The sequence below is a fragment of the Paenibacillus sp. JGP012 genome (assembly GCF_014203995.1).
Classification (GTDB): domain Bacteria; phylum Bacillota; class Bacilli; order Paenibacillales; family Paenibacillaceae; genus Paenibacillus; species Paenibacillus silvae.
Window position 1 is genome coordinate 30,921 of the sequence record NZ_JACHKG010000006.1, and the last position, 26,272, is coordinate 57,192.

At 52.0% G+C, this 26,272-nt stretch carries 4 protein-coding genes; all 4 read left to right on the forward strand.

The genetic code is table 11. The annotated features are described in order from the left end of the window. The first annotated feature begins 156 nt into the window (after positions 1-156). The 4 genes from HNR77_RS10035 to HNR77_RS10050 all read left to right on the forward strand — a co-directional run bounded on the left by HNR77_RS10035 (position 157) and on the right by HNR77_RS10050 (position 26,069). Positions 157-3,468, forward strand: a complete 3,312-nt coding sequence (locus HNR77_RS10035) for a non-ribosomal peptide synthetase (protein WP_184183209.1) — start codon at positions 157-159, stop codon at positions 3,466-3,468. Next, positions 3,458-5,284, forward strand: a complete 1,827-nt coding sequence (locus tag HNR77_RS10040; RefSeq protein WP_184183212.1) for an ABC transporter ATP-binding protein — start codon at positions 3,458-3,460, stop codon at positions 5,282-5,284. Before HNR77_RS10035 ends, HNR77_RS10040 begins: the two co-directional genes overlap by 11 nt. Next, positions 5,281-7,014 carry an ABC transporter ATP-binding protein gene (locus HNR77_RS10045; protein ID WP_184183215.1) on the forward strand — a complete coding sequence of 578 codons (1,734 nt, stop codon included), beginning with the start codon at positions 5,281-5,283 and terminating at the stop codon, positions 7,012-7,014. The genes HNR77_RS10040 and HNR77_RS10045 overlap by 4 nt, the downstream gene beginning before the upstream one ends. A gap of 152 nt (positions 7,015-7,166) precedes the next feature. Continuing rightward, positions 7,167-26,069 (forward strand): non-ribosomal peptide synthetase, encoded by an 18,903-nt coding sequence (locus tag HNR77_RS10050; protein ID WP_483874549.1) that lies wholly within the window; start codon positions 7,167-7,169, stop codon positions 26,067-26,069. The last annotated feature ends 203 nt before the right edge of the window (positions 26,070-26,272 follow it).

Genomic DNA, 26,272 nt, shown 5'->3' on the forward strand with positions numbered 1-26,272 from the left:
GCTCTGCTGCGTCAAGCAAAGGCGGCGCGTCTCCCAAGAAAAACGGAAAACCACGTGCAAGCCCGTAAATCCAGCCCGTAAACGCGCAGGCCGAAGGCAATTTTCTTCGGACCTGCGTCAGGGCATGCGGTCACTTCATTTTTAGGGGAGGTACGAATGAAATCTTTATTTGAAAAGGAAGAGCAGTACTGGAGCCGCAAATTTGACACTGAAGATAGCCTGAGCTTTCTTCCCTTCAGTCCCGCCTCCAAATTATACGCTGGTGCTGAAGCAGCAACTGAACCAGCCTTTCTTCAGCTTACTCTGCCGGGTGAGCTCTCAGAGAGAATCATTCGTCTCGGTAACGGTTCGGATATGGCGATGTACATGATTGTTTTGGCAGGAGTTAAAAGTCTGCTTTTTAAATATACCGGGCAGAAGCAGCTGTTAGTCGGCATGCCATCTTATAGCCCGGACTCCGACGGGACTGCACCGCCGCATGACATCCTGATCATCAAAACGTCCGTGAGCCACCAGACGACGCTGAAAACGCTGCTGGGTGACATCAAAGCCTCCATCGGTGAGGCGCTGGAGCATCAGCATCTGCCTTTTCGAAAAATGGTGGAGCCGCTCCATCTGGATTACACCAAAGAAGGCCTTCCAATTATTAACACGCTTGCATCCTTTGCCCCGATTCATTCCGACTCGTTCCATAAATGGGTGTCGGCTGACACTGTTTTTCGCTTCAACCGTCAAAACGACTCCATTGAGCTGGAAATAAGCTTTAATGAGCAGCGTTATGAGCGGGCATTTGTAGAACAGGTGGCCGATCATTTTGTTCGGCTCCTGTCCATGCTTCTATCTCAACCGGATCTGGAGCTTGGACAAGTCGATGTACTTTCCCCTGAAGAGATGCAGACATTGCTCAACATTTTTAATGATACCGAAACCGGGTTTGATCGGGGCCAAACCATTCACGGTTTGTTCGAAGAGCAAGCGGAGCTTTATCCAAACAGCGTCGCCGTGGTCATGAATGAGCGGCAGCTGACCTACCGCGAACTGAACGAACGTTCCAATCGCCTGGCACGGAAGCTGCGCGAGACGGGCGTTCAAGCGGATCAACTGGTAGCTATTCTCGCTGAGCGCTCGCTGGATATGGTTGTTGGCATTCTGGCGATTCTGAAAGCGGGCGGTGCCTACGTGCCTGTTGATCCCGATTACCCGCAGGAGCGTATCCGCTTCATGATCGAGGATTCGGGCGCACCGCTGCTGCTCATTCAAAAGCATTTGCACGAGAAAACAGACTTCGCAGGACCGCGTCTCGAATTAAATGATTTTGTTAGGGAGGATAGCTGGACAAACCACTCGGCAGATGCCATGGATGCTTCGAATCTGGAGCCGATTTCCGGGCCGGACAACCTGGCCTATGTGATCTACACGTCGGGAACCACGGGCAAACCGAAGGGTACGTTAATTGAGCATAAAAATGTCGTGCGTCTTCTGTCCAATGACAAAAACCTGTTTGACTTCGGCCCGTCCGATACGTGGACGCTGTTCCACTCGTTCTGTTTTGATTTCTCCGTCTGGGAGATGTACGGGGCACTGCTGTACGGAGGCAAGCTGGTGATCGTACCGCCGCTCACAGCGAAAAATCCAGCCGATTTCCTGGCGCTGCTGAGCCGGGAACAGGTCACGATTTTGAACCAGACCCCAACATACTTCTATCAGTTGCTCCGCAAGCTCCTGGTGGACCATCCGCACAAGGTGACAATTCGCAACGTCATCTTCGGGGGGGAAGCACTCAGTCCGCTGCTGCTCAAGGGATTCAAGACGAAGTATCCGGAGACCAAGCTGATCAATATGTATGGCATTACGGAGACGACGGTTCACGTAACGTATAAGGAAATTACATGGACCGAGATCGAAGCAGCGAAGAGTAATATCGGCAAGCCCATTCCAACGCTGCGTGTGTATGTGCTGGATGAAAACCGCCGCCCTGTGCCAATCGGCGTAGCCGGAGAAATGTATGTAGCCGGGGAAGGGCTGGCGAGAGGATATCTAAACCGCCCGGATCTGACGGCGGAGAAGTTCGTGGATTCCCCGTTTGCAGAGGGGGAGAAGCTGTACCGCTCAGGTGACCTGGCGGCGTGGCTGCCGGATGGCAATATCGAATACCTGGGCCGAATCGACCACCAAGTAAAAATTCGCGGATATCGAATTGAGCTGGACGAGATCGAGACGCAGCTGCTCAAAATTGCGAATGTACAGGAAGCGAAGGTGCTCGATCGTGACGATACGAACGGGAATAAACAGCTTGTTGCTTATTATGTTGCGGAGACAAGGCTGATGGCGCATGAACTCAAGGAGCAGCTTGCCAGGCAGCTTCCCGGGTATATGATTCCTTCCCACCTTGTTCAGCTTTTGGAAATGCCGCTGACCCCGAACGGGAAAATCGACCGCCAAGCATTGCCTGCGCCCGAGGAAGCCGTGACTGGAGGAACAGAATATGTTGCACCGAGAACACTGCTCGAAATGAAGATTGCCCGAGTCTGGCAGGATACACTTGGCATCCCGCAGGTTGGCGTAAAGAATAACTTTTTTGAGCTAGGTGGCAACTCATTAAGTCTGATGAGGCTTGTTCAAGCCGTTTACGATGAAACGGGCATGGAGATACCGCTTAACCGTCATCTCCATCATGTAACTGTTGAAGCTATGGCCTACGGAGAGGGGGACCTGGGTCTGAACAAGGGTGGAGATTCTTTTATGAAGCTGAATAAAACAGGGGATCTGAACGTGTTCTGTTTCCCTCCGGGCAGTGGTTTTGGTATCGGTTACCGAGAACTCGCCAGCAGACTCGACGGACAGTTCTTGCTCTATGGCATTGATTTTATGGATGATACCACCGATTACACGGCAATGCTGAACCGTTATGTGGATGAAATGATTCGCATCCAGCCTGTAGGTCCCTACGTGCTGCTCGGCTACTGCTTCGGAGGCAACCTGACGTTCGAGGTAGCCAAAACGATGGAGGAGAGAGGGCATTGCGTATCAGATGTGCTCATGGTGGATTCGTGGATTAAGGACACCCTGACGCCTCCGGAAACATCGAAGAAAGAGCTCGAAGAGATGCTGGCTGATTTCGACGAAGAAGAGAAGGAATTGATGAGCAACCCGCTTGTACGGGAACGCGTTCACCGCAAGGTCAAAGCAACCTTGGCGTACGAAGCACAACTGAAAAATACAGGGACCATTACAGCCCGTATTTACGAGTTGATTGCTAAGGACAGTGAGGCGTTCCGCCGGGAGCACCAACTGCCATCATGGCAGAGGGCCACAACAGAAGCTTACACCGATTACCGGCTGGAGGGTGCGCATGAGGAATTGCTTGAACTCACACATGTAGATGAAACTGCTCTGGTCATCCGGGACATTTTGCAGCGAATCAAGCAGCAGAACGAGGCGGATAACGGGGTGTTGCATGGAAGCTGATCGGCAGCTGTCAGTTCAAGAGCAAGGGGCGGGAGCGTCCTCCAAGCGCCAAACTGCTTACGCTACCTGGAAAGCGCTTCGCTGGCTCATGTCCTATGTAGGCCGTCACAAAGGTTTGATGATCGTTGGCACTTTATCCGCAATTGCCGCGGCCATCATTGAGATATGGACGGGAAGTCTGATCGAGCAGCTGACTACCCAGGCCGAGAAGGGAGCGGGTCCAGTCGTTCAGCAAATCGTATACACGGTTTTTGTGGTCATCTTGATCGGCGTGCCTGCGAAGTTTCTGATGAGTTTCGGTGTGGAGCGAAGCAGTGCCGCGGCGGTGCAGGATATCCGCAACGATGTCATGCGCCACATCGGCAAGCTTCCGGTCTCTTATTTGGAAAAGCAGCACTCCGGTGACGTGTTGTCCCGGATCAACAACGATCTGCAGCTCATCCAGCAGTTTATGATTCGGGATCTCGCCCAGTGGTTCTATCATCCATTATTGTTTATCGGCTGCTTCACTTATTTGATCTATCTCCAGTGGGAGCTGATGTTGTACAGCCTGCTGTTATTTCCGTTAGCACTGCTGGTTTCGCAATGGATTGGCAAGCAACTGGAGCGTTTGACGGAGGAAGCACAGGCAAATATGGGCAGAATGAATGTCAATCTTCAGGATACGCTTGGCGGAATGCCTATTGTAAAAAGCTACCTGTTATCAGGCATGTTATCTCGTTCCTACCAAGTGCTGCTGCAATTGACAGCTCAAAAAAAGCTGGCTGTGAAAAAGCGGGAAGCCTGGGTTAACCCGCTGCTTTCCACGCTGATGATCAGTCCAATCATTTTTGCTGTCAGTTACGGGAGTTATTTGATTTACCAGGGGCAGCTAGGCGCGGGAGAACTGGTCGCCTTCCTGTATTTGCTGAATCTGTGTCTGGAGCCGCTGGAGCATATTCCGGAACTTATCACACGTACGTTCGAAATGGCGGGTGCACTGAGAAGGGTATCCGAAATTGTGGAGCAGCCGACCGAAACGGATAATGGCCGTTTGCTTCTGAAAGAAAACGCTGCGCCAATCGAGTTTCAGAATGTAACCTTCGGGTACGATGAGGGCTCCCCGATCCTGCGAAATGTCAGCTTCTCGGTGCCGGAAGGCAAGACCATCGCGCTTGTTGGAGCCAGCGGCGGGGGAAAGAGCACGGTGTTTAAGCTTGTATGCGGCTTTTATCCACTTGCGAAGGGTCAGGGGCATATCCGCGTGTTTGGTAGCCTGATCGAAGGAGCTGATCCAGAGCAGCTGCGGTCACATTTTTCCGTCGTAACCCAGGATTCCTATTTGTTTAGCGGTACGATTGCCGAAAATATCGGCTATGGGCGGGAAGAAGCGTCTATGAACGAGATTATCGAAGCCGCGAAGGCAGCTCAGGCGCATTCCTTCATTATGCAGCTTGCGGACGGCTACCAGACGTATGTCGGAGAGCGAGGAGGTTTCTTATCCGGCGGGCAGCGTCAGCGTATAGCAATGGCTCGGGCTTTTCTGAAGGATGCAGCCGTTCTGCTGCTGGACGAGCCAACATCGGCCCTTGATCCGGAATCGGAAAGTGCAGTTCAGAAGGCGCTTAACGTATTGATGAAACAGAGAACAACCATGGTTATTGCCCATCGGCTTTCTACAGTGCAGCATGCCGACGAAATTTGGGTGATGGAACAAGGACATATTGTGGAACAAGGAACGCATGAACAATTACTGGAACTGAAGGGGCTGTATGCCCAGTCGTATTATCAGGAATTTACCGAATCTGCCGAACACAGGGAGGTGGCGTACAGATGAGAAAGGGCAGATGGATTTCGCAAGTGAAAGAACTAGGCTACTTGTTGACGTTTATGAATCGCAAGCACAAAACCCAGTACGCCATTGGCCTGGCTGTAACGGCGCTCACCCAGACCTTGTTCCTGATTGCCTTCAGTCTGGTCGTACATAACCTGGTTGATTTTGCCGTGTCCCGTGATACGTCCCTCATGGTGCAAGCCTTTGTTATTTTGGGGGTGGCCCTGTTTCTGGAAAATGTCATATCCCCTTGGTTTATTTACTTATATCAACGCAGTGTTGAGCTAACGGTGCTACACATTCGCCAACGTCTTTATGACAAGCTGTGCCGGGTGCGGCCGAGGTTTTTGGAGCAGACACATCATGGTGACTTATTGTCGCGAGTGAACAATGATGTAACTACCGTTGAGTTCACATTTTCGCAGGTCTACTTTGTTTTGCTGCTTCAAATTGTTTTTTGCATCGGCTCGATTGTTTCCATGGTGTTAATTGATTGGCGGTTTGCAGGGGTGTCCTTCCTCATTTTGCTGCTGTCCTCTGCGGTTAGCCTGAAATTTGCTCGGGATATTCGTACCTTGTCTGAACAAGGCCTGCAAACGCTCGGTAAAATGACCGAGAAATTCAAGGATTTTATGGGTGGCATTCAATTGGTGAAGCTGTTTCGCATACGCACGATATATAGCCAGTACGAGACGTTGAATGAACAGATGACGCAGACGCTTAGGAAAACGGCGCAGAAGAATGGTCTGCAAGCCGCAGTGAACCATTTTATCAGCTACGTCACGTTTTGTGGAATCATTGTCATCGGCAGTCTTCTATATGCCTACGGGCTTATGGGGATGGGAAGTGTCGCGGCGCTCGCAGTGCTGCAAGTGAATCTGACGCATGCTTTGCTGAACCAGGGTCTGGTGCTGTCCATGACCCAAAATTCACTTGCCGGCGCTCACCGGATTCAAGAAGTACTGGAACAGGAAGAAGAACCCGAGCATCTGGGTTCCATTCATAGCCAGCATGAGTCGAAGGCTGCGGTGGAGTTTCGTGAGGTGCAATTTTCCTATCAGGCGGATCAAAAGGTGCTCGTTGACCTGTCCATGCAGGTGTTTCCTGGTCAGGTTGCTGCGATTGTGGGGGCCAGCGGCAGCGGTAAAAGTACGCTGATCAAGCTGCTGCTCGGCTTTTATCCTGTAGAAAGCGGGGAAATTTTGCTCCAAGGTAAACCGTTTGGCCATTACACGCTGAATGACATTCGCAGGCAGATCGCATACGTTCCGCAGGAGCCATTTTTGTTTTCGGGTACGATTGAGGAAAATATTCGTTACGGCAAGCCGGGAGCAACGGATGAAGAAGTGATCGAAGCGGCCAAAGCAGCGTATGCTCATCATTTTATTCAGGAGCTTCCTGAACAGTATAAAACGCCAGTGGGAGAGAGGGGAGCCTCATTATCAGGGGGACAAAGGCAGCGAATTGCCATCGCCCGGGCGATACTCAAAGATGCTCCGATTCTGCTGCTGGACGAAGCAACCTCTGCATTGGATAACGAATCCCAGCATTGGGTACAGCAGGCCCTGAACCGATTGATGAAGGGGCGCACCACAATTCTGATTGCTCACCGCCTCAGCACTGTAGAACAGGCGGATTGGATTACTGTTATGAATCAGGGCAAGGTAGTCGAGCGTGGCCGTCACCAGGATTTGCTGGCGCTTGGGGGGTACTATGCTAGGTTGTATGGCTAAACTGGCTTGGCGGCGGGTGGCTTCAGGCTGATCTCTATGTACGAAGACGAAACCTATCTATATAAATCTCTATTAACGGGGAGTGTGTCGATGTGAGAGAGAAGAGCAATACGCAATATGGATTGACGCAAGCGCAGCGCCGAATATGGTTTATGGAAATGATGAATCCGGGAACGTCTATTACGACACTTTCCGCGACCTACCAGATTACGGGCGAGATCGACACACAGCTATTGGAGCGTGCGGTGACTGAAATTGTCAAAACATATGATGCTTTCCGAATCCGCATTAGCGGGGATGTGCAGAATCCGACGCAGTGGTTCGAAGAGCCGGAGAATGTTCAAACCAGGATAAGTCGTCTCGTCGTAGGTACAACTGAACAATATTATGATTGGATTAAAGAAGTAAGCGAAAAACCGGCCAGCGTACTCGATGAACATCTCTACCAATTTACGATTATTCATTTTGCGAATGGTCAGGTATGGCTAAATTTGACGATCAATCATATTATCGCCGACGGCTTGTCTGTTAATGCGTTGCTTCATGCGGTGATGGAAAAATATCTGGAACTGCGCAAAGGAAAAGGCATTTCCGGCAGTTATCAAGCCCCGTCCTATCAGGATTATATTTCAGCAGAACAAGAATATGAGCAGTCGCCGCGTTATCAAAAAGGCAGGCAATACTGGCTGAACAAATACAGCATATTGCCAGAAACAACCGGCATTAAATCGGTTCCGCCATTCTCGATTGGCAGTGAATCCAATACACGTTTCATTACTTTGGATGGTTCCCGTTATGAACGCATTCTGGCCTTCAGCGAACAATATCAGGTCAGTTTATATACGTTATTTTTGTCTGCCATGTACGTTTTGTTGTACAAGTTGACCGATAACACCGATGTTCCAGTCGGCACAGTTTTCGCCAATCGCACCAGCAAGAAGGAAAAAGAAACGATCGGCATGTTTGTAAGCACCGTAGCTACGCGCATTCAGATGAATCCGGACGAGCATGTGCTTTCCTTGCTTCAAACGGTTTCCAAGGAAAATACAGCCGATCTGCGGTATCAGAAATATCCGTATAATCAATTGATTCAGGATTTACGCGAGCAACATGGACGCAATGATCTTTCGGAGCTATTCCGCACATCGCTGGAATATCTTCCTTTGAAAATTGAGGAATATGAAGAAATCAAGGTACGCCTGGAGGCTCACTTTGCCAGACATGAGATGGACGACTTGCTGCTGCGCTTCGACCATATGCTGAATGATGACTATATTACTCTCCATGCGTCCTACCGTACCGGTTTGTTCGAGAAGGCCGAGATTGATCGGATCATAGAACAGTATGTAACCGTCCTGGATCAGTTTCTTCAGTCTCCCGAGCTGCCTATACTCGAGATTTCTCTGCTGAGCGATGAGGAGAGACGACGTATACTTAACGTGTTTAACCCGCCGGTGGCAGGGCTGAGTGAGGGAGAAGTGTTTCATCGGTATGTTGAAAAGTTGGCAAAGGACATCCCGGATCATCCGGCAGTTGTCTACATGGACCAACAGCTGACCTACGGGGAATTGAATGAACGTGCCGATTGCCTGGCTTCTCTCCTTCGTGAACAGGGTGTGGGAAGGGAGACAATTACAGGCATCTGGGCGGAGCGATCGGTGGAGCTGCTGGTCGGTGTGCTTGCCGTCTGGAAAGCCGGCGGAGCTTATGTTCCACTGGACCCCGATTATCCAGCGGAGCGAATTGAATATATGCTCAGCGATAGCGAAGCATCGGTGCTGCTTACACAGCGTCATCTGCTGAAGCGTGCCGAAGGCTGGTTGGCTGATGGGCAGTTGAAGCTTCAAGCGGTCTATGCACTGGACGATGAACAGATGTATAAGCGGGATGCCTTGGCCGTGGAGTTTGAATCTGCGCACAGCACCCCTCAAGATCTGGCTTATGTCATTTACACCTCGGGTACAACGGGACAACCGAAAGGCGTCATGATTGAACACGGCAGTCTGATGAATACGGCAGACGCATACCGACGAGAGTACCGCCTGGATCAGTTCCCGGTACGGCTGTTGCAGCTGGCCAGTTTCTCGTTTGACGTGTTCGTTGGGGACATTGCGCGTACGTTGTATAACGGCGGTACGATGGTGATTGTGCCCAAGGATGACCGAATTGATCCGAACCGTTTATACGGCTGGATTCGGGAGCAAAACATTACGGTATTTGAATCGACGCCTGCACTCATTCTGCCGTTCATGCAGCATATTGATGAAGAAGGGCTGCACGTTAGCTCGATGCAGCTGCTGATTACCAGCTCGGATGCTTGCAGTGTTACCGATTACCGCTGGCTGCAGGAACGATTCGGCGAACAATTCCGCATCATCAACAGCTATGGCGTTACCGAAGCGGCGATTGATAGCAGCTTTTACGATGAGCCGCTGGAGAGATTGCCATCATCGGGGCATGTGCCGATTGGCAAGGCTTGGCTGAACGCCCGATTTTACATTGTCGATGCTGCATTTAATCCAGTTCCTGTAGGGGTTCCGGGTGAGCTTGTTATCGGGGGTTCCGGGGTAGCACGCGGGTATTGGAATCGTCCGGACTTAACTGCGGAGAAGTTTGCGAACAGCCCGTTTGTGCCTGGCGAACGTTTGTACCGGACAGGTGATGTGGCCCGCTGGCTGGAGGATGGCAACGTTGATTTTATCGGCCGGATCGACTATCAGGTCAAAATTCGCGGATTTCGAATCGAACTCGGTGAAGTAGAGACGGCCCTGCTGCGTTTTCCGGACATCAAGCAGGCTGTAGTCATAGACCGCACGGATGAACAGGGGCAGAAGTATTTGTGCGGCTATGTAGTAGCGGATGCATCCTTGCAGTTGAGTGATTTGCTGTTTCAATTAAAGCAAGAGCTGCCTGCACATATGGTCCCGGCCCGACTGTTATCTCTTGATCGGCTTCCTCTTACACCGAACGGCAAAATTGATCGCAAGGCCCTCCCTGAACCGACGGGAGAGATAGAAGCAGGCCGCGAGTATGTGGCCCCTCGCACAACACTGGAAACCAGACTTGCTCTCATGTGGCAGCAAGTGCTGGGTATAGCCAGGGTAGGGGTGCAGGATGACTTCTTCGACCTGGGTGGTCATTCCTTGCGCGCTTCTTCGCTCGTTTCCAAAATTCGAAAAGAGCTTCAAGTCGAGGTTCCGCTCCGTGATGTTTTCCGCTATACCACGATCGAGCAGCTGGCTCTAAGAATCGGCGGTTTAAAGCATCAGGAGACGTATGAGATAACAAAGGCAGCTGAGGCTGAGTACTACCCGGTTTCATCTGAGCAAAAGCGTCTGTATGTCCTGCGCCAGCTTGAAGGAGCCGAACGCAGCTACAATATGTCCGCAGCGCTTCTTCTTGAAGGCAAGCTGGATCCTACACGTGTCGAGCAAGCGTTCCAGGCACTGATTCAGCGCCATGAGACGCTGCGTACCGGGATCGAGCAGGTTCAAGGCGAGTTTGTCCAGCGTATCTATAACGATGTGGAGTTTGCTGTCGATTATTATGAGGCGAGTGAGCAGGAAGTGCAGCCAGTGGTAGAAGCTTATTACCGCCCGTTTGATCTGACAAAGCCACCACTTCTGCGTACCGGTCTGATTAAAGTTGCCGAGAATCGTCACATTTTGTTGTTCGATATGCATCATATTGTCTCGGATGGCATCTCGACAGCGCTGCTCTTCGACGAGTTCAGTCGCTTATATCGGGGGGAGGAGCTGGCTCCGCTGCAGATCCAATATAAAGATTATGCCGTTTGGCAGCATTCTGAAGCCTATGATCAATTGCTTCAGCCGCAGAAGGCGTACTGGCTGGAGCAGTTATCCGGCGAGCTGCCGATTCTGGATCTGCCCACCGATTTCCCGCGGCCAGCGGTGCAAAGCTTTGACGGACGTACCGTAAAGTTTCATATCGGGAAAGAGCGGACAGAGAAGCTGAAAGAGCTGGCAGCACGAACAGGCACAACCCTGTACATGGTGCTGTTGTCGGCTTATTCCATCCTGATGCACAAATATTCGGGTCAAGAGGATTTGATCATTGGAACGCCGATTGCCGGAAGAACGCAGGAGGAAGTGCAGCCAATCGTAGGCATGTTTATCAATACGCTGGCCATTCGCAGTCGTCCGGAGCGTTCGAAGCCATATCTTTCTTACTTGGAAGAAATCAAGAACATTACACTAGGGGCATTTGAACACCAAAATTATTTGTTCGAGGAATTGGTGGAAAGTCTGAGGATTCCTCGCGCAACGGGTCGGAATCCACTCTTTGATACGTTCTTCTCTCTGCAAAATACAGAGAACGAGCAAATAGTCATTGAGGGACTGGAGCAATCCTTTTATCCGTTGGAAAACCTGACCTCCAAGTTCGAGCTGCTTCTGGACATTTCGGAGCTGCACGGTCAGCTCGAATGCCGATTGGAGTATGCTACAGCTTTGTATAAACAGGAGACCGCTGAGCGGTTTGCCAGACATTATGACAAACTGTTACACACCATCGCAACGGCGCCGGACGGGGATATTGCATCGCTTGGAATGCTCACGCAGGAAGAAATTCACCAGTTGGTGCATGATTTCAACGATTTGGAGGCGGACTACCCGCGGCAGCAGACGATTCACGGTTTGTTTGAAGAGCAAGCGGGGCTTTATCCAAACAACGTTGCCGTGGTCATGAATGAGCAGCAGCTGACCTACCGTGAACTGAACGAACGTTCCAATCGCCTGGCACGGAAGCTGCGGGAAACGGGAGTCGAAGCGGATCAATTGGTAGCCATTCTCGCTGAGCGCTCGCTGGATATGGTTGTTGGCATTCTGGCGATTCTGAAAGCGGGCGGTGCCTACGTGCCTGTTGATCCCGATTACCCGCAGGAGCGTATCGGCTTCATGATCGAGGATTCGGGCGCACCGTTGCTGCTCATTCAAAAGCATTTGCACGAGAAAACAGACTTCGCAGGGCCGCGTCTCGAATTGAATGATTTTGTTAGGGAGGATAGCTGGACGAACAACTCGGCAGATGCCATAGATGCTTCGAATTTGGAGCCGATTTCCGGGCCGGACAACCTGGCCTATGTGATCTACACGTCGGGAACCACGGGCAAACCGAAGGGCACGTTGATTGAGCATAAAAATGTCGTGCGTCTTCTGTTCAACGACAAAAACTTGTTTGACTTCGGCCCGTCCGATACGTGGACATTGTTCCACTCGTTCTGTTTTGATTTCTCCGTCTGGGAAATGTACGGCGCGTTGCTGTACGGAGGCAAGCTGGTGATCGTACCGCCGCTCACAGCGAAAAATCCAGCCGACTTTCTGGTGCTGCTGAGCCAAGAACAGGTCACGATTTTGAACCAGACCCCAACATACTTCTATCAGCTATTACGTGAGGTCCTGGCAGAGCACCCGTATAATTTGCGGATACGCAATGTCATCTTCGGAGGGGAAGCGCTGAGTCCGCTGCTGCTCAAGGGATTCAAGACGAAGTATCCGGAGACCAAGCTGATCAATATGTATGGTATTACGGAGACGACGGTTCACGTAACGTATAAGGAAATTACATGGACCGAGATCGAAGCAGCGAAGAGTAATATCGGCAAGCCCATTCCGACGCTGCGTGTGTATGTGCTGGACGAAAACCGCCGTCCTGTGCCGATCGGCGTAGCCGGAGAAATGTACGTAGCCGGGGAAGGGCTGGCAAGAGGATATCTGAACCGCCCGGATCTCACGGCGGAGAAGTTTGTGGATTCCCCGTTTGTGGAGGGGGAGAAGCTGTACCGCTCAGGTGACCTGGCGGCGTGGCTGCCGGATGGCAATATCGAATATCTGGGCCGAATCGACCACCAAGTAAAAATTCGCGGATATCGAATTGAACTGGACGAGATTGAGACGCAGCTGCTGAATGTCCGGGGCGTAGAAGAAGCCGTGGTGCTCGCCCGTCAGGACAACGGAGGTGAAAATGCGCTTGTTGCCTACTTTGTGGCGGAACGCACGTTGACGGTTAGTGATATTAGAGCCACTCTAGCCCACGGAATGCCGGGGTATATGATTCCGTCGTACTTTGTACAGCTGGAGCGCATGCCGCTGACGTCTAACGGAAAAGTGGGCCGCAAAGCGCTGCCTGAGCCGCAAGGCAGCATGCAAACGGGCGTGGAATACGTAGCGCCGCGGAATCGGACGGAGTCCGAGCTTGTGAACATCTGGGAGGATGTACTGGGTTACTCGGGCATTGGTGTTCTGGATAATTTCTTTGAGCTCGGTGGTCACTCCTTGCGGGCGACAAACCTTGTCAGCAAAATTAGGAAGGAAATGAATGTTGAGGTTCCTTTGCGTGACGTGTTCCGCCTTACAACGGTGGAATCAATGGCCGAGGCTATTTCCAGCTTGGAGGAAACATTGCACAGTTCAATCCCAAAAGCAGAAGAGAGAGTCTATTACCCGGCTTCCTCTGCGCAAAAAAGGCTGTACGTCCTGCATCAGCTCGATGAACTGGAGCTAAATTACAATCTTCCAAGTGCCTTGCAACTGGAAGGGGCGTTGAATGTAACCAGAGTGGAAGCGGCGCTGGCTGCTTTAGTGGCACGGCATGATATGCTGCGCACCGGTTTTGAAATCGTGAATGGAGAGCCGGTTCAGCACATTCATCCGTTCGTAGCGTTCAAGGTCGAGAAGCTTCAGGCAAGCGAAGATCAGGTTGCGGCACTTCTTGAAGGTTTCATTCAGCCTTTTGACTTGACTCGACCGCCTTTACTGCGTGCTATGCTGATCGAACTGGAACAAGAAAAATTTCTGCTTGTGCTGGATATGCATCATATTGGTTCGGATGGCCTTTCCATGGACATACTGCTGCGCGAATTCGTGCAGCTATACAACGGGGAGACTTTGCCTGAGCTGCGAATTCAATACAAGGATTATGCTGTATGGCAGCAGTCGGAGGAGCAACGTCAATCCATCCAGCAGCAGGAGCAATACTGGCGCGGGGTATTCAGCTCCGAGCCTCCGGTTCTTGAGCTTCCGCTCGATTTTCCTCGTCCGTTCATACAGCAGTTTGACGGACAGACCCTCACGTTTGCGCTGGATACGGAGAAAAGTGAAGCGCTCAAACGGCTGGCAGATGACTCAGGTGCAACGCTGTACATGCTTTTGCTGGCTGCGTACTCCGTATTGCTTCATAAATACGCGGGGCAGGAGGATATTGTGATCGGCACGCCGATTGCTGCCCGTTCTCACGCCGACTTGCAGCCGATTATCGGCATGTTCGTCAATACGCTAGCCCTTCGTTTGGGACCAACGGCAGAGCGGACGTTCCTGGATTACTTGCAGGAAGTGAAGGAGACGACACTTGGGGCCTATGAACACCAGGACTATCCGTTTGAGGAGCTGGTGGAAGCCCTTCAGGTAAGCCGGGATTTAAGTCGTAACCCGCTGTTTGATACGATGTTTTCTCTGCAAAAGCACGAAAGTCTGGATCTAACCATGGAAGGATTAAACTGGTCGCTGTTTGACATTGAGGAAAAGACGGCAAAGTTTGATCTTAGCTTGGATATCGTGGAGACGGGTAACGAACTGCTTTGCAAGATCGAGTATGCTACCTCTTTGTTTAGACCAGAGACGATCGTACGGCTGGCAAACCATTACGAGCAGCTTTTGTCCTCAATTCTGGCTGAGCCGGATGCACAAATTGCGGATTTGAATATATTAACGGATAGCGAAATACATGATTTACTGGTCCGGTTTGACGTGTCGTGCCCGGCTCTTGCGAACCGGTACAACACAGAGGGGGCAGGCTTGGAAGCGGATGAGTTGTGTGAGTCGTGGAGAGAGAGAACGTTCCACGAGTTGTTCGAGCAGCAGGCGGAGCGTACTCCAGAAGCGCTGGCCGTGGTCTGTGAAGACAGCAAGCTGACATATGCAGAATTGAATTCCAGAGCGAATAGTCTGGCGCATGCACTGCGGGCACACGGGGTGAGACCGGAGCAGGTGGTCGGCATTCTTGCCGGGCGTTCGGTGGAACTGCTGATCGGTGTACTCGCTGTATGGAAAGCGGGTGGCGCTTATGTGCCTCTCGACCCGGATTATCCGGCGGATCGGATCGAATATATGCTAGCAGACAGCGGGGCAGCCGTGTTGCTTACACAGACCTGTCTGCTGGAGCAGGCAGAAGCTTGGCGAAGCAATGGAGCTCTGGTACTGCAAACGGTGCTTGCACTGGACAACGTTGCGACATACAACCTCGAAGCGATAGAAACCGCTGCCGGCTTGCAAACGCTGTGCCAGTCAGGCGCCGAGGAGAAGGTTTTGGCACCAGCGGAACCATCTGCTGCGGAAACGTCTGCCACCGCAGAAGCAGTGATCCACAGACTAACGGCAGTTCCTGCATGCAATCCGGCGAATGTGAACAAGCCGCATGACTTGGCTTACGTCATCTACACCTCCGGTACAACAGGCCGGCCGAAGGGCGTGGCGGTGGAACACCGCAGTCTGGTAAACACGGCAGCAGGTTATCGGCGGGACTATCGACTGGATCAATTCCCGATCCGGCTGTTACAACTCGCGAGCTTCTCGTTCGATGTGTTTGTGGGCGACATTGCACGGACGCTGTACAACGGAGGAACGATGATTATCGTGCCTAAGGACGATCGGATTGATGCAACCCGTCTCTACGGCTGGATTCGGGACTACGCCATAACGGTGTTTGAATCGACTCCAGCGTTGATCATACCGTTTATGGAGCATGTATATGCAGAAGGTTTGGACCTCAGCTCAATGCAGCTGCTGATTACAAGCTCGGATGCATGCAATGTTTCGGACTACCGCACCTTGCAGGAGCGTTTCGGCTCGCAGTTCCGTATCATTAACAGCTATGGCGTCACAGAAGCAGCGATTGATTCGAGTTTCTATGACGAGCCGCTGAATAAGCTGCCGAAAACGGGAAGCGTGCCAATCGGAAAAGCATGGCTGAATGCGAAGTTCTACATCGTGGATGCAAATCTGAAGCCGGTGCCGATCGGGGTACTGGGCGAGCTGGTTATCGGCGGAGCAGGAGTCGCCCGCGGATATTTGAATCGCCCGGATTTGACGGAGGAGAAGTTCGTAGACAGCCCGTTTGTGGCTGGTGAGCGGCTTTACAGGACGGGAGATCTGGCGCGCTGGATGCCTGACGGTAATGTGGATTTCATCGGACGAATCGACAATCAGGTGAAAATTCGCGGTTATCGGATCGAGCTGGGTGAGATTGAAGCAGCCATGAAAAATGTTGCTGACGTGGGACAAGCACTTGTCATCGACCGCATGGACGAGCGGGGACAGAAATATTTGTGTGGTTATGTCGTAGCAAATTCGGACTTTGATCTGGAACAGCTTGTGGCTTATCTGGATGCGGCGCTGCCTTCTCATATGGTGCCTTTGCGCATGACTCGTCTGGATCATATGCCACTTACGCCAAACGGCAAGATCGACCGTAAAGCGCTGCCTGTGCCGGAAGGAAGCATGCGTTCCGAGGCTGCATACACGGCGCCGCGTACTCCTGCCGAGCAAGCACTCGCATCGGTCTGGCAGTCGGTTTTAGGCATGGAACGGGTTGGCACTATGGATAATTTCTTTGCCCTTGGCGGGGATTCCATTAAAGCTTTGCAGGTATCTTCTCGCCTTTTGCAAACGGGCTACAAGCTGGTCATGAAGGATTTGTTCCATTACCCGACGATCTCCGCCCTGAGTATGCGACTGCAAACGGTGGAGAGAACGGCAAGCCAGGCCGAAGTGACAGGTGAGGTAGTTTTGACCCCGATTCAGCGCTGGTTCTTTGAGCAAAATCCGGCCGATATACATCACAGCAACCAGGCGTTCATGCAGTTTTCCAAGCAAAGGTTTGATGAAGAAGCTCTACGTCAGGCCGTGCGTCAGCTTATCGTGCATCACGATGCTCTCCGTACAGTTTACCGTACAACCGAGCATGGTTATGCAGCCTGGAATCGAGGCGCGGAGGAGAACGAAGCATTGTTTGATCTGGAGGTTATTGATTTCAGGGGCACGCTGGATGTGAAGAAAGCGGTGGAGGCTAAGGCGAGTGAGATTCAAGCAAGCATTGATCTGGAGCATGGCCCGCTGGTGAAGCTTGGTTTGTTCCGTTGCGACGATGGTGACCACCTGCTCATTGTGATCCATCATTTGGTCGTGGACGGTGTGTCCTGGCGAATTCTGCTTGAGGATTTGGCTACCGGCTATGAGCAGACACGGCAAGGACAGCCGATCCGTCTGCTGCTCAAAACAGATTCCTTCCAGCTGTGGGCGAAACAGCTCGCTGATTATGCCAAAGGTTCGGCAATCGAAAGTGAAAGAGAGCATTGGCATAATATCGAGCAATTGGCCTATGAGCCACTTCCGAGAGATTTTGAACAAGGTCGCCCCATGCTGAAGGACAGCGGGATTGTGTCTGTACGTTGGACGGAGGTGGAAACGGAGCAGCTTCTGAAGCAGGCACACCTTGCTTACCATACAGAGATGAATGATCTTCTGCTTGCCGCGCTTGGCCTTGCAGTACAAGCCTGGAGTGGTCATGAACGGGTGCTGGTGAATCTTGAAGGTCATGGTCGTGAAGAACTTTTTCCAAATGTAGATATTACACGCACGGTAGGCTGGTTTACAAGCCAATTCCCTGTTGTTCTGGAGCAAGGGCACGCAGAGACTCTTGGTCATCAGGTGAAAAGGGTGAAGGAAGGCTTGCGCCGTATTCCGAACAAAGGAATCGGTTACGGCATCCTGCGTTATTTGGCGGGGACACGTGGTGACGAGAGTTTTGTTTTAGAGCCGGAGATCAGCTTCAACTATTTGGGTCAGTTCGATCAGGATTACGATAGTAGCGGCTCACAGCCGTCTCCGTTCAGTCCGGGTTCTGATTCAAGCCCGAATGCAGTGATGGATTTTGTGCTCGATATTAACGGTATGGTGTCTGAGGGAGTGCTGGAGCTCAACATTCGATATGGGAAAACCCAGTATAAACGGGAAACGGTAGAGCGCTTAGGTACCCTGCTCCAATTGAGCTTGCGTGAGATCGTCGACCATTGTGTTTCAAAAGAGAAGCCAGAGCTTACGCCTAGCGATGTACTGCTTCAAGATATGACGGCGGAGGAACTGGAGCAGCTTACGGACCATACAGCGGCGCTTGGCGAACTGGAGAATGTATACACCCTGACGCCGCTGCAAAAAGGGATGTTGTTCCACAGCCTGCTGGATGCTGATTCGGAAGCCTATTTTGAACAGGTGACCTTCGATCTGCACGGAAGCCTGGATGTCGAGGCCTTCACTCAAGGTCTGGACACGCTGGTGCAGCGCAATGAAGCGCTGCGAACCAATTTCGTGACTGGCTGGAGGGACGAGCCGATTCAGGTGGTATTCCGCGAGCGGAAGTGTGAAGTGTATTTTGAAGATATTCGCCCGTCATACCATGAAGACCCGGAGAAGACGATAGCCGAGTTTGTCAGCGCGGATAAAGCGAACAAGTTCGATCTGGCCCAAGGCTCTCTGATGCGTGTGACAGTCCTTCGAACAGGTGAAGAGTCCTACCATGTGATCTGGAGCCATCATCATATTTTGATGGACGGCTGGTGTATGTCTTTCATGATCAAGGAAGTGTTCGATACCTATTTCGCAATTCAGGAAAAGAATGCACCGGAGCTTCCTCCAGTTACCTCGTACTCTAAGTATATCGAATGGCTTGAAGCTCAAGATGCTGCGAAAGCTTCACTGTACTGGTCTGAATATTTGGCCGGTTACGATCAGCAGACCAAGCTGCCACAGGAGAAAACACAACTGAGACAGCATGCTTTTGAGATGGCCGAAATGGATATGGAGCTTGGTAAAGGATTGACTGGGCAAATTGAGCGTGCAGCGCGCCAGCAGCAGGTGACACTTAATACGTTCATGCAGACCATATGGGGACTGGTGCTGCAGATATACAACAACAGCGAGGATGTCGTATTTGGCTCCGTTGTATCCGGGCGTCCAGCAGAAATTCCGGGCATCGAAAGCATGATTGGTCTGTTTATTAATACGATTCCTGTTCGTATTCAAAGCAAAGCGGAGCACACAGTAGCAGATATCCTGAGAACAACTCAGGATCAAGCACTGGCATCGAGAGCATACGAGACGTATCCACTGTTCGAAATTCAGTCGCTGAGCGAGCAAAAACGCGACTTGATCAATCATATTATGGTCTTTGAAAATTATCCGATGGAAGAACAGATCGAGCAGGTCGTCGGGGGTGACCAGAACGCGTTGAAAATTGCCAACATCCAGTCGCCGGAGCAAACGAACTACGATCTGGACATTACCGTCATTCCAGAAGAGCAAATTTTGCTGCGGTTTACGTACAATGCGTTGACGTTTGAAGCGGATGGCATCAGACAGCTTTGTAGTCATTTTGTTCGGGCACTGGAGCAAGCTGCGGTTAACCCGAATATGCGAATAAATGAGCTGCAGCTTTTGACAGCATCGGAAAAAGAAGAAATCATCAGCGCGTTTAACCCGGCGCAGCCGGAAGCAGCCCCTGTGGCAGCATTCCACAGGCTGTTTGAGAAACAGGCGGAACACACGCCGGATGCAGAAGCTGTTGTGTATGAGAACGACCGCCTGACGTATGCGGAGCTGAACGTGCGGGCGAACCGTCTGGCGGCTACACTGCGCACAAGCGGCATCGGCCGGGAGTCGATCGTCGGCATTCTCGCCGAGCGTTCGGTGGACCTGCTGGTTGCTGTACTAGCTGTCTGGAAAGCAGGCGGGGCGTATGTGCCACTGGACCCGGATTATCCGGCAGACCGCGTACGTTTCATGCTGGAAGACAGCGGGGCGAAGGTGCTGCTGACGCAAACACCGCTGCGAAAGCGTGCGGAAGCTTGGCTCGGCGAAGAGCAGCTGGCACTGGCGAAGGTGCTGTACCTGGACGACGAAGCAGCGTACAGCGAGCAGCAAACGAATGCGCCGATGCTGGGCTCAGACCAAGGCTCCAGCATAGCTTCCGGCGTAGTCTCTGGCATGGACAGTTTCCATGAAGCTCGTCCGGAGGACTTGGCGTATGTGATCTACACGTCGGGAACAACCGGCAAGCCGAAGGGTGTGATGATCGAGCATCAGAGCTTGGTCAATACAGCAGCAGGCTATCGACGGGAATACCGATTGGATCGGTTCCCGGTGCGGCTGATGCAGCTGGCCAGCTTCTCATTTGACGTGTTTGTGGGTGATATTGCACGCACGCTGTATAACGGGGGCACGATGGTGATCGTGCCTAAGGACGACCGGATTGATCCATCCCGTCTGCACCACTGGATCGAGCGGGAACGGGTGACTATTTTCGAATCGACGCCTGCATTGATTGTGCCGTTCATGCAGTACGTGTACGAGCAGAAGCTGGATATCCGTTCGATGGAGCTGCTCATCACAAGCTCGGATAGCTGTAGCGTTGCAGATTATCGCACCTTGCAGGAACGGTTCGGCTCATCGTTCCGCATCATCAATGCGTACGGCGTGACGGAAGCGGCCATCGATTCCAGCTTCTATGACGAGCCGCTGACCCAGCTGCCGCAGACGGGCCATGTGCCGATTGGCAAAGCGTGGCTGAATGCGAAATTCTACATCGTGGATGCACATCTGAATCCGGTGCCCGTTGGGGTGCTGGGCGAGCTGGTGATTGGCGGCGTCGGTGTGGCACGTGGTTACTTGAACCGTGCGGAGCTGACGGCAGAGAAGTTTGTAGACAGTCCATTCGTCGCTGGGGAGCGGCTGTACCGCACAGGAGATTTAGCGCGGTGGATGGAAGACGGCAATGTAGACTTCATCGGTCGAATCGACAACCAGGCGAAAATCCGGGGTTACCGGATCGAAACGGGGGAAGTCGAAGCGAAGTTGCTGAGTGCAGCTGGTGTGAAGGAAGCCATCGTCGTTGTTATGGAAGATCAGGAAGGGCAGAAGGCGTTGTGCGCTTATTATACGGTGGAAGAAGGTTTGTCGGCCGCAGATTTGAAAAGCATGATCTCCACCGAACTGCCGGGTTACATGATCCCGTCGTATTTCGTTGAACTGGAGCAATTACCGCTAACGCCGAATGGGAAAATCGACCGTAAGGCGCTGCCAGCACCGAAAGGGGGCGGTCACGAATACGTGGCGCCTCGCACCGAACTGGAGCAGAAGCTGGCTGCCATCTGGCAGGAGGTGCTTCTTCGGGAGCAGTTGGTAGGCGTAACAGACAACTTCTTCGACCTCGGGGGACACTCTCTGCGGGCGACAACCCTTGTCAGCAAAATGCATAAAGAACTGGGTATTGAATTCCCGCTTCGCGACGTATTCCACTACGCGACAGTTGAGGAAATGGCCGCGGCGATGGAACGGCTGGAATCCAGCTCGTTTACTTCTATTCCGGCTGTGGATCCTGCCGAATATTATCCGCTCTCTTCCGCCCAGAAGCGTCTTTATATTTTGAATCAACTGGAAGGAGGCGAACTGAGCTACAATATCCCGGGAGCAATGCTGCTCGAAGGACAGCTTGACCGGCAAAGGTTTGAAGAAGCGTTCCGCGGGCTTGTAGCGCGTCATGAAACGCTGCGAACCGGTTTTGAGATGGTACATGGTGAAGCCGTTCAGCGGATATATGAAGATGCTGCCTTCCAGGTTGAATATGTGCAGATTAGTGAAGAGCAGGCGGTAGAAACGGTGCGTCAATTTGTTCGTGCATTTGATCTGGCGAAGCCGCCACTTCTGCGAGTAGGTCTTGCCAAATTGGAACCGGATCGACACATTCTAATGTTTGATACACATCATATCGTATCTGATGGCGTTTCAATGGACGTCATGATTGAGGAGTTCGTGCATTTATACAGTGGGCAGTCGCTCGAGCCGCTCCGCATTCAGTACAAGGATTATGCGGTATGGCAGCAATCGGACGAGCAAAAATTGCAGCTTGCCAAGCAAGAGGCCTACTGGCTCGATATGTTCAGCGGAGAGCTGCCGGTTCTGGAAATGCCAACGGATTATCCACGTCCGGCTATGCAGAGCTACGAGGGTCATTCGTTGCAACTGTGTATGAATCGTGAGAAAACGGAAGGCCTGAAACGACTTGCAGCCGAGAATGGAGCAACGCTATATATGGTTCTGCTTGCAGCATATACCGTGCTTTTACACAAATATTCAGGGCAAGAAGACGTGGTAGTGGGTACGCCGATTGCGGGCAGAAATCATAGCGACGTTCAGCCGTTAATCGGGATGTTCGTTAATACGTTGGCGATTCGCAGTTATCCGGCTGCCGGGAAGACGTTCCTTGACTACTTGCAAGAGATCAAGGAGACAACGCTGGGTGCTTTTGAACATCAGAATTATCCGTTTGAAGAACTGGTGGAACAGGTGAATGTGACTCGCGATTTACGCCGTCATCCGCTGTTCGATACGATGTTTGCTTTGCAGAATACAGAGAATGTGGAAATCCAGCTTCCAGGACTTCATTTATCGACGTATGCCAGCGAAGAAATGGTTTCCAAATTCGACTTGAGTCTGGATGTTACAGAGATTGAGGATGGCTTGGAAGTTCTATTTGAATACGCTACGGCTCTATATAAAACGAAAACGGTGGAGCAATTGGCTACCCACTACTTGCAGCTGATTGAATCTATTCTCTGCAACCCGTCAGCAACAATTGCTGAATTGGATATGTTGACGGGGGCGGAAAAAGAAGAAATGATCAGTGGGTTTAACCCGGCGCAGCCGGAAGCAGCCCCTGTGGCAGCATTCCATCGCCTGTTTGAGAAACAAGCGGAACGCACGCCAGAGGCAGAAGCTGTTGTGTATGAGAACGATCGCCTGACCTATGCGGAGCTGAACATGCGGGCGAACCGTCTGGCAGCTACACTGCGCACAAGCGGCATCGGCCGGGAGTCCATCGTCGGCATTCTCGCCGAGCGTTCGGTGGACCTGCTGGTTGCTGTACTAGCTGTCTGGAAAGCAGGCGGGGCGTATGTGCCACTGGACCCGGATTATCCGGCAGACCGCGTACGTTTCATGCTGGAAGACAGCGGGGCGAAGGTGCTGCTGACGCAAACACCGCTGCGCGAGCGTGCGGAAGCCTGGCTGGGTGAAGAGAAACTGGCACTGGCGAAGGTGCTGTACCTGGACGACGAAGCAGCGTACAGCGAGGAACGAACGAATGCGCCGATGCTGGGCTCAGACCAAGGCTCCAGCCTGGTCTCTGGCAAGTTAACAGGGGCTGTGAATGGCGGGAGTGAGGGCTATCTGAATGTTCTGGATGATGTTGATGTTATTGGCATGGATCACTTCCATGAAGCTCGTCCGGAGGACTTGGCGTATGTGATCTACACGTCGGGAACAACCGGCAAGCCGAAGGGTGTGATGATCGAGCATCGGAGCTTGGTCAATACAGCAGCAGGCTACCGACGGGAGTACGGATTGGATCAGTTCCCGGTGCGGCTGATGCAGCTCGCGAGCTTCTCGTTTGACGTGTTTGTGGGCGATATTGCGCGCACGTTGTACAACGGCGGCACGATGGTGATTGTGCCTAAAGACGACCGGATTGATCCATCCCGTCTGCACCACTGGATCGAGCGGGAGCAGGTGACTATTTTCGAATCGACACCTGCATTGATCGTGCCGTTCATGCAGTACGTATACGAGCAGAAGCTGGATATTCGCTCGATGGAGCTGCTCATCACAAGCTCGGATAGCTGCAGCGTTGCAGATTATCGCACCTTGCAGGAGCGGTTCGGCTCATCGTTCCGCATCATCAATGCGTACGGTGTGACCGAAGCCGCTATTGACTCCAGCTTCTATGACGAGCCACTGACTCAGCTGCCGCAGACGGGCCATGTGCCGATTGGGAAAGCGTGGCTGAATGCGACATTCTACATCGTGGATGCACATCTGAATCCGGTGCCCGTTGGGGTGCTGGGCGAGCTGGTGATTGGCGGCGTCGGTGTGGCACGTGGATACTTGAACCGTGCGGAGCTGACGGCAGAGAGGTTTGTGGACAGTCCATTCGTCGCCGGGGAGCGGCTATACCGCACAGGAGACCTGGCGCGGTGGATGGAGGACGGCAACGTGGACTTCATCGGTCGAATCGACAACCAGGCGAAAATCCGGGGATACCGGATCGAGACGGGGGAGATTGAGTCGCAGCTGCTGCAGGTGGCAGGTGTGCGTGAAGCGGTAGTGCTGGTTCGAAGTGATGCGAACGGAAATAAGGCGCTGTGCGCGTATTACACAACGGATAGCGAATTGCTGGCGATTGACATAAAACGGGCGATCTCCAGCGAGCTGCCGGGTTACATGATCCCGTCTTACTTTATCGAACTGGAGCATTTACCTCTGACACCAAACGGAAAAATCGACCGAAAGGCGCTGCCGACGCCGGAAGAGGCAATAAGTGCAGATCGTGAATACGTGGCACCGCGTAATGAGTTGGAAACAAAACTGGCGGCAATCTGGCAGGACGTGTTGGGGCTCTCGAAGGAAATTGGTGTTCACGACAACTTCTTCGATCTCGGCGGTCACTCCCTGCGAGCAACAACGTTGGTTAGCAAGGTGCATAAAACGTTGAGTGTAGATCTGCCTTTGCGCGATGTGTTCCGGCATTCGACCGTTGAAGCGATGGCTGAGGCAATCAGTCGATTGGAGCAGCAGGAATTCCTCTCTATTCCGGTGCTGGATAAGCAGGATTGCTACCCACTTTCCTCCGTGCAAAAACGGCTTTATATCCAGCAGCAGATGCAAGGTGCCGAGCTAAGTTACAACATGTCTGGCATGACGGTGCTCGTCGGGGGCTTGGAACGGGAGCGATTTGAGGCAGCGCTCAAGGGTTTAATCGCGCGTCACGAAATCTTACGAACCGGCTTCGACATGGTTGACGGGGAACCGATGCAACGCATTTATGCGGACTTGGAGTTTGCCGTAGAGTATACAAAAGCAACAGAAAGTGAAACGAAAGGCATAGCGGATGCCTTTGTACGTGTCTTTGATTTGCATTTACCACCACTGTTGCGCGTGGGCTTGGTTGAATGGGAATCGGAGCGCCATCTGCTTATGCTGGACATTCATCATATCGTCACGGATGGCATGTCAATGGGCATCTTCGTCGAAGAACTGCTGCGTCTGTATAATGGTGAGACGCTGGAACCACTTCGGATTCAGTACAAGGAGTTTGCCGCTTGGCTGCAATCTGAGCCTGTGAAAGATCGGTTGAAACGTCAGGAAGCCTACTGGCTGGATATGCTGAATGGTGATCTGCCAACGCTTGAACTGCCGACGGACTTTGCCAGACCTGCTGTTCGCAGTTTTGAGGGAGATGTGCTGCCTTTCAGTATTAACAAGCAGATGACCGAAAGCTTGCAGCGCATTGCAGATGAGAACGGTGCTACCCTGTATATGGTGTTATCGGCTGTCTATTCCGTCCTGCTCAGCAAATATTCGGGACAAGAAGACTTCATTGTAGGGACGCCGGTGTCGGGTCGCACCCATGCCGACCTGGAGCCGCTAATCGGAATGTTTGTTAACACATTGGCGATTCGCCATTATCCTTCAGGGGAGAAGACGTTCCTTGCTTACTTGAACGAAGTCAAAGAAACGATGCTGGGCGCCTATGACCATCAGGATTATCCGTTTGAGGACCTTGTGACGAAGCTGCAAGTACCGCACGATCAAAGCCGCAATCCAGTGTTTGATGTCATGTTTGCTCTGGAAACGAAGGAAGATAACGTTCAAAGCTTTGGAGATATCCAGATCGAATCTTATCCGGAAAAACATACGGTTTCCCAATTTGATCTGACCTTGATCATTTCGATGCTGGATGAGGGCATGAACGGGCTATTCGAATATGCCACGAAGTTGTTTACACGCAATCTGATCGACAATTTTGCTCAGGACCTGCTTGTGATCATTGAACAAATTGGCGAACAGCCTTCAATGCTGCTCAAGGATATTTCCCTGAACGGGCCATCCGAACAGGAGCAAGATGAGTTAGAGACGATCGATATTATATTCTAATCCTTTACCCGGCTTGGGTGTATGCCGTATTTTTCTCGGTATGCATCCTGCCGGGTATTTTAAGTTAGAAGAGAAGAATTAACTATAAAGGCCGCAGGTATAGATCTAAACACAGGTCAGAATGAATGTTGATTCATATTCGGTGCTGACGACTGTATCGTGGGGGGGTACGTTGTTTAAGGGGAAATGGCTGTGACACAACT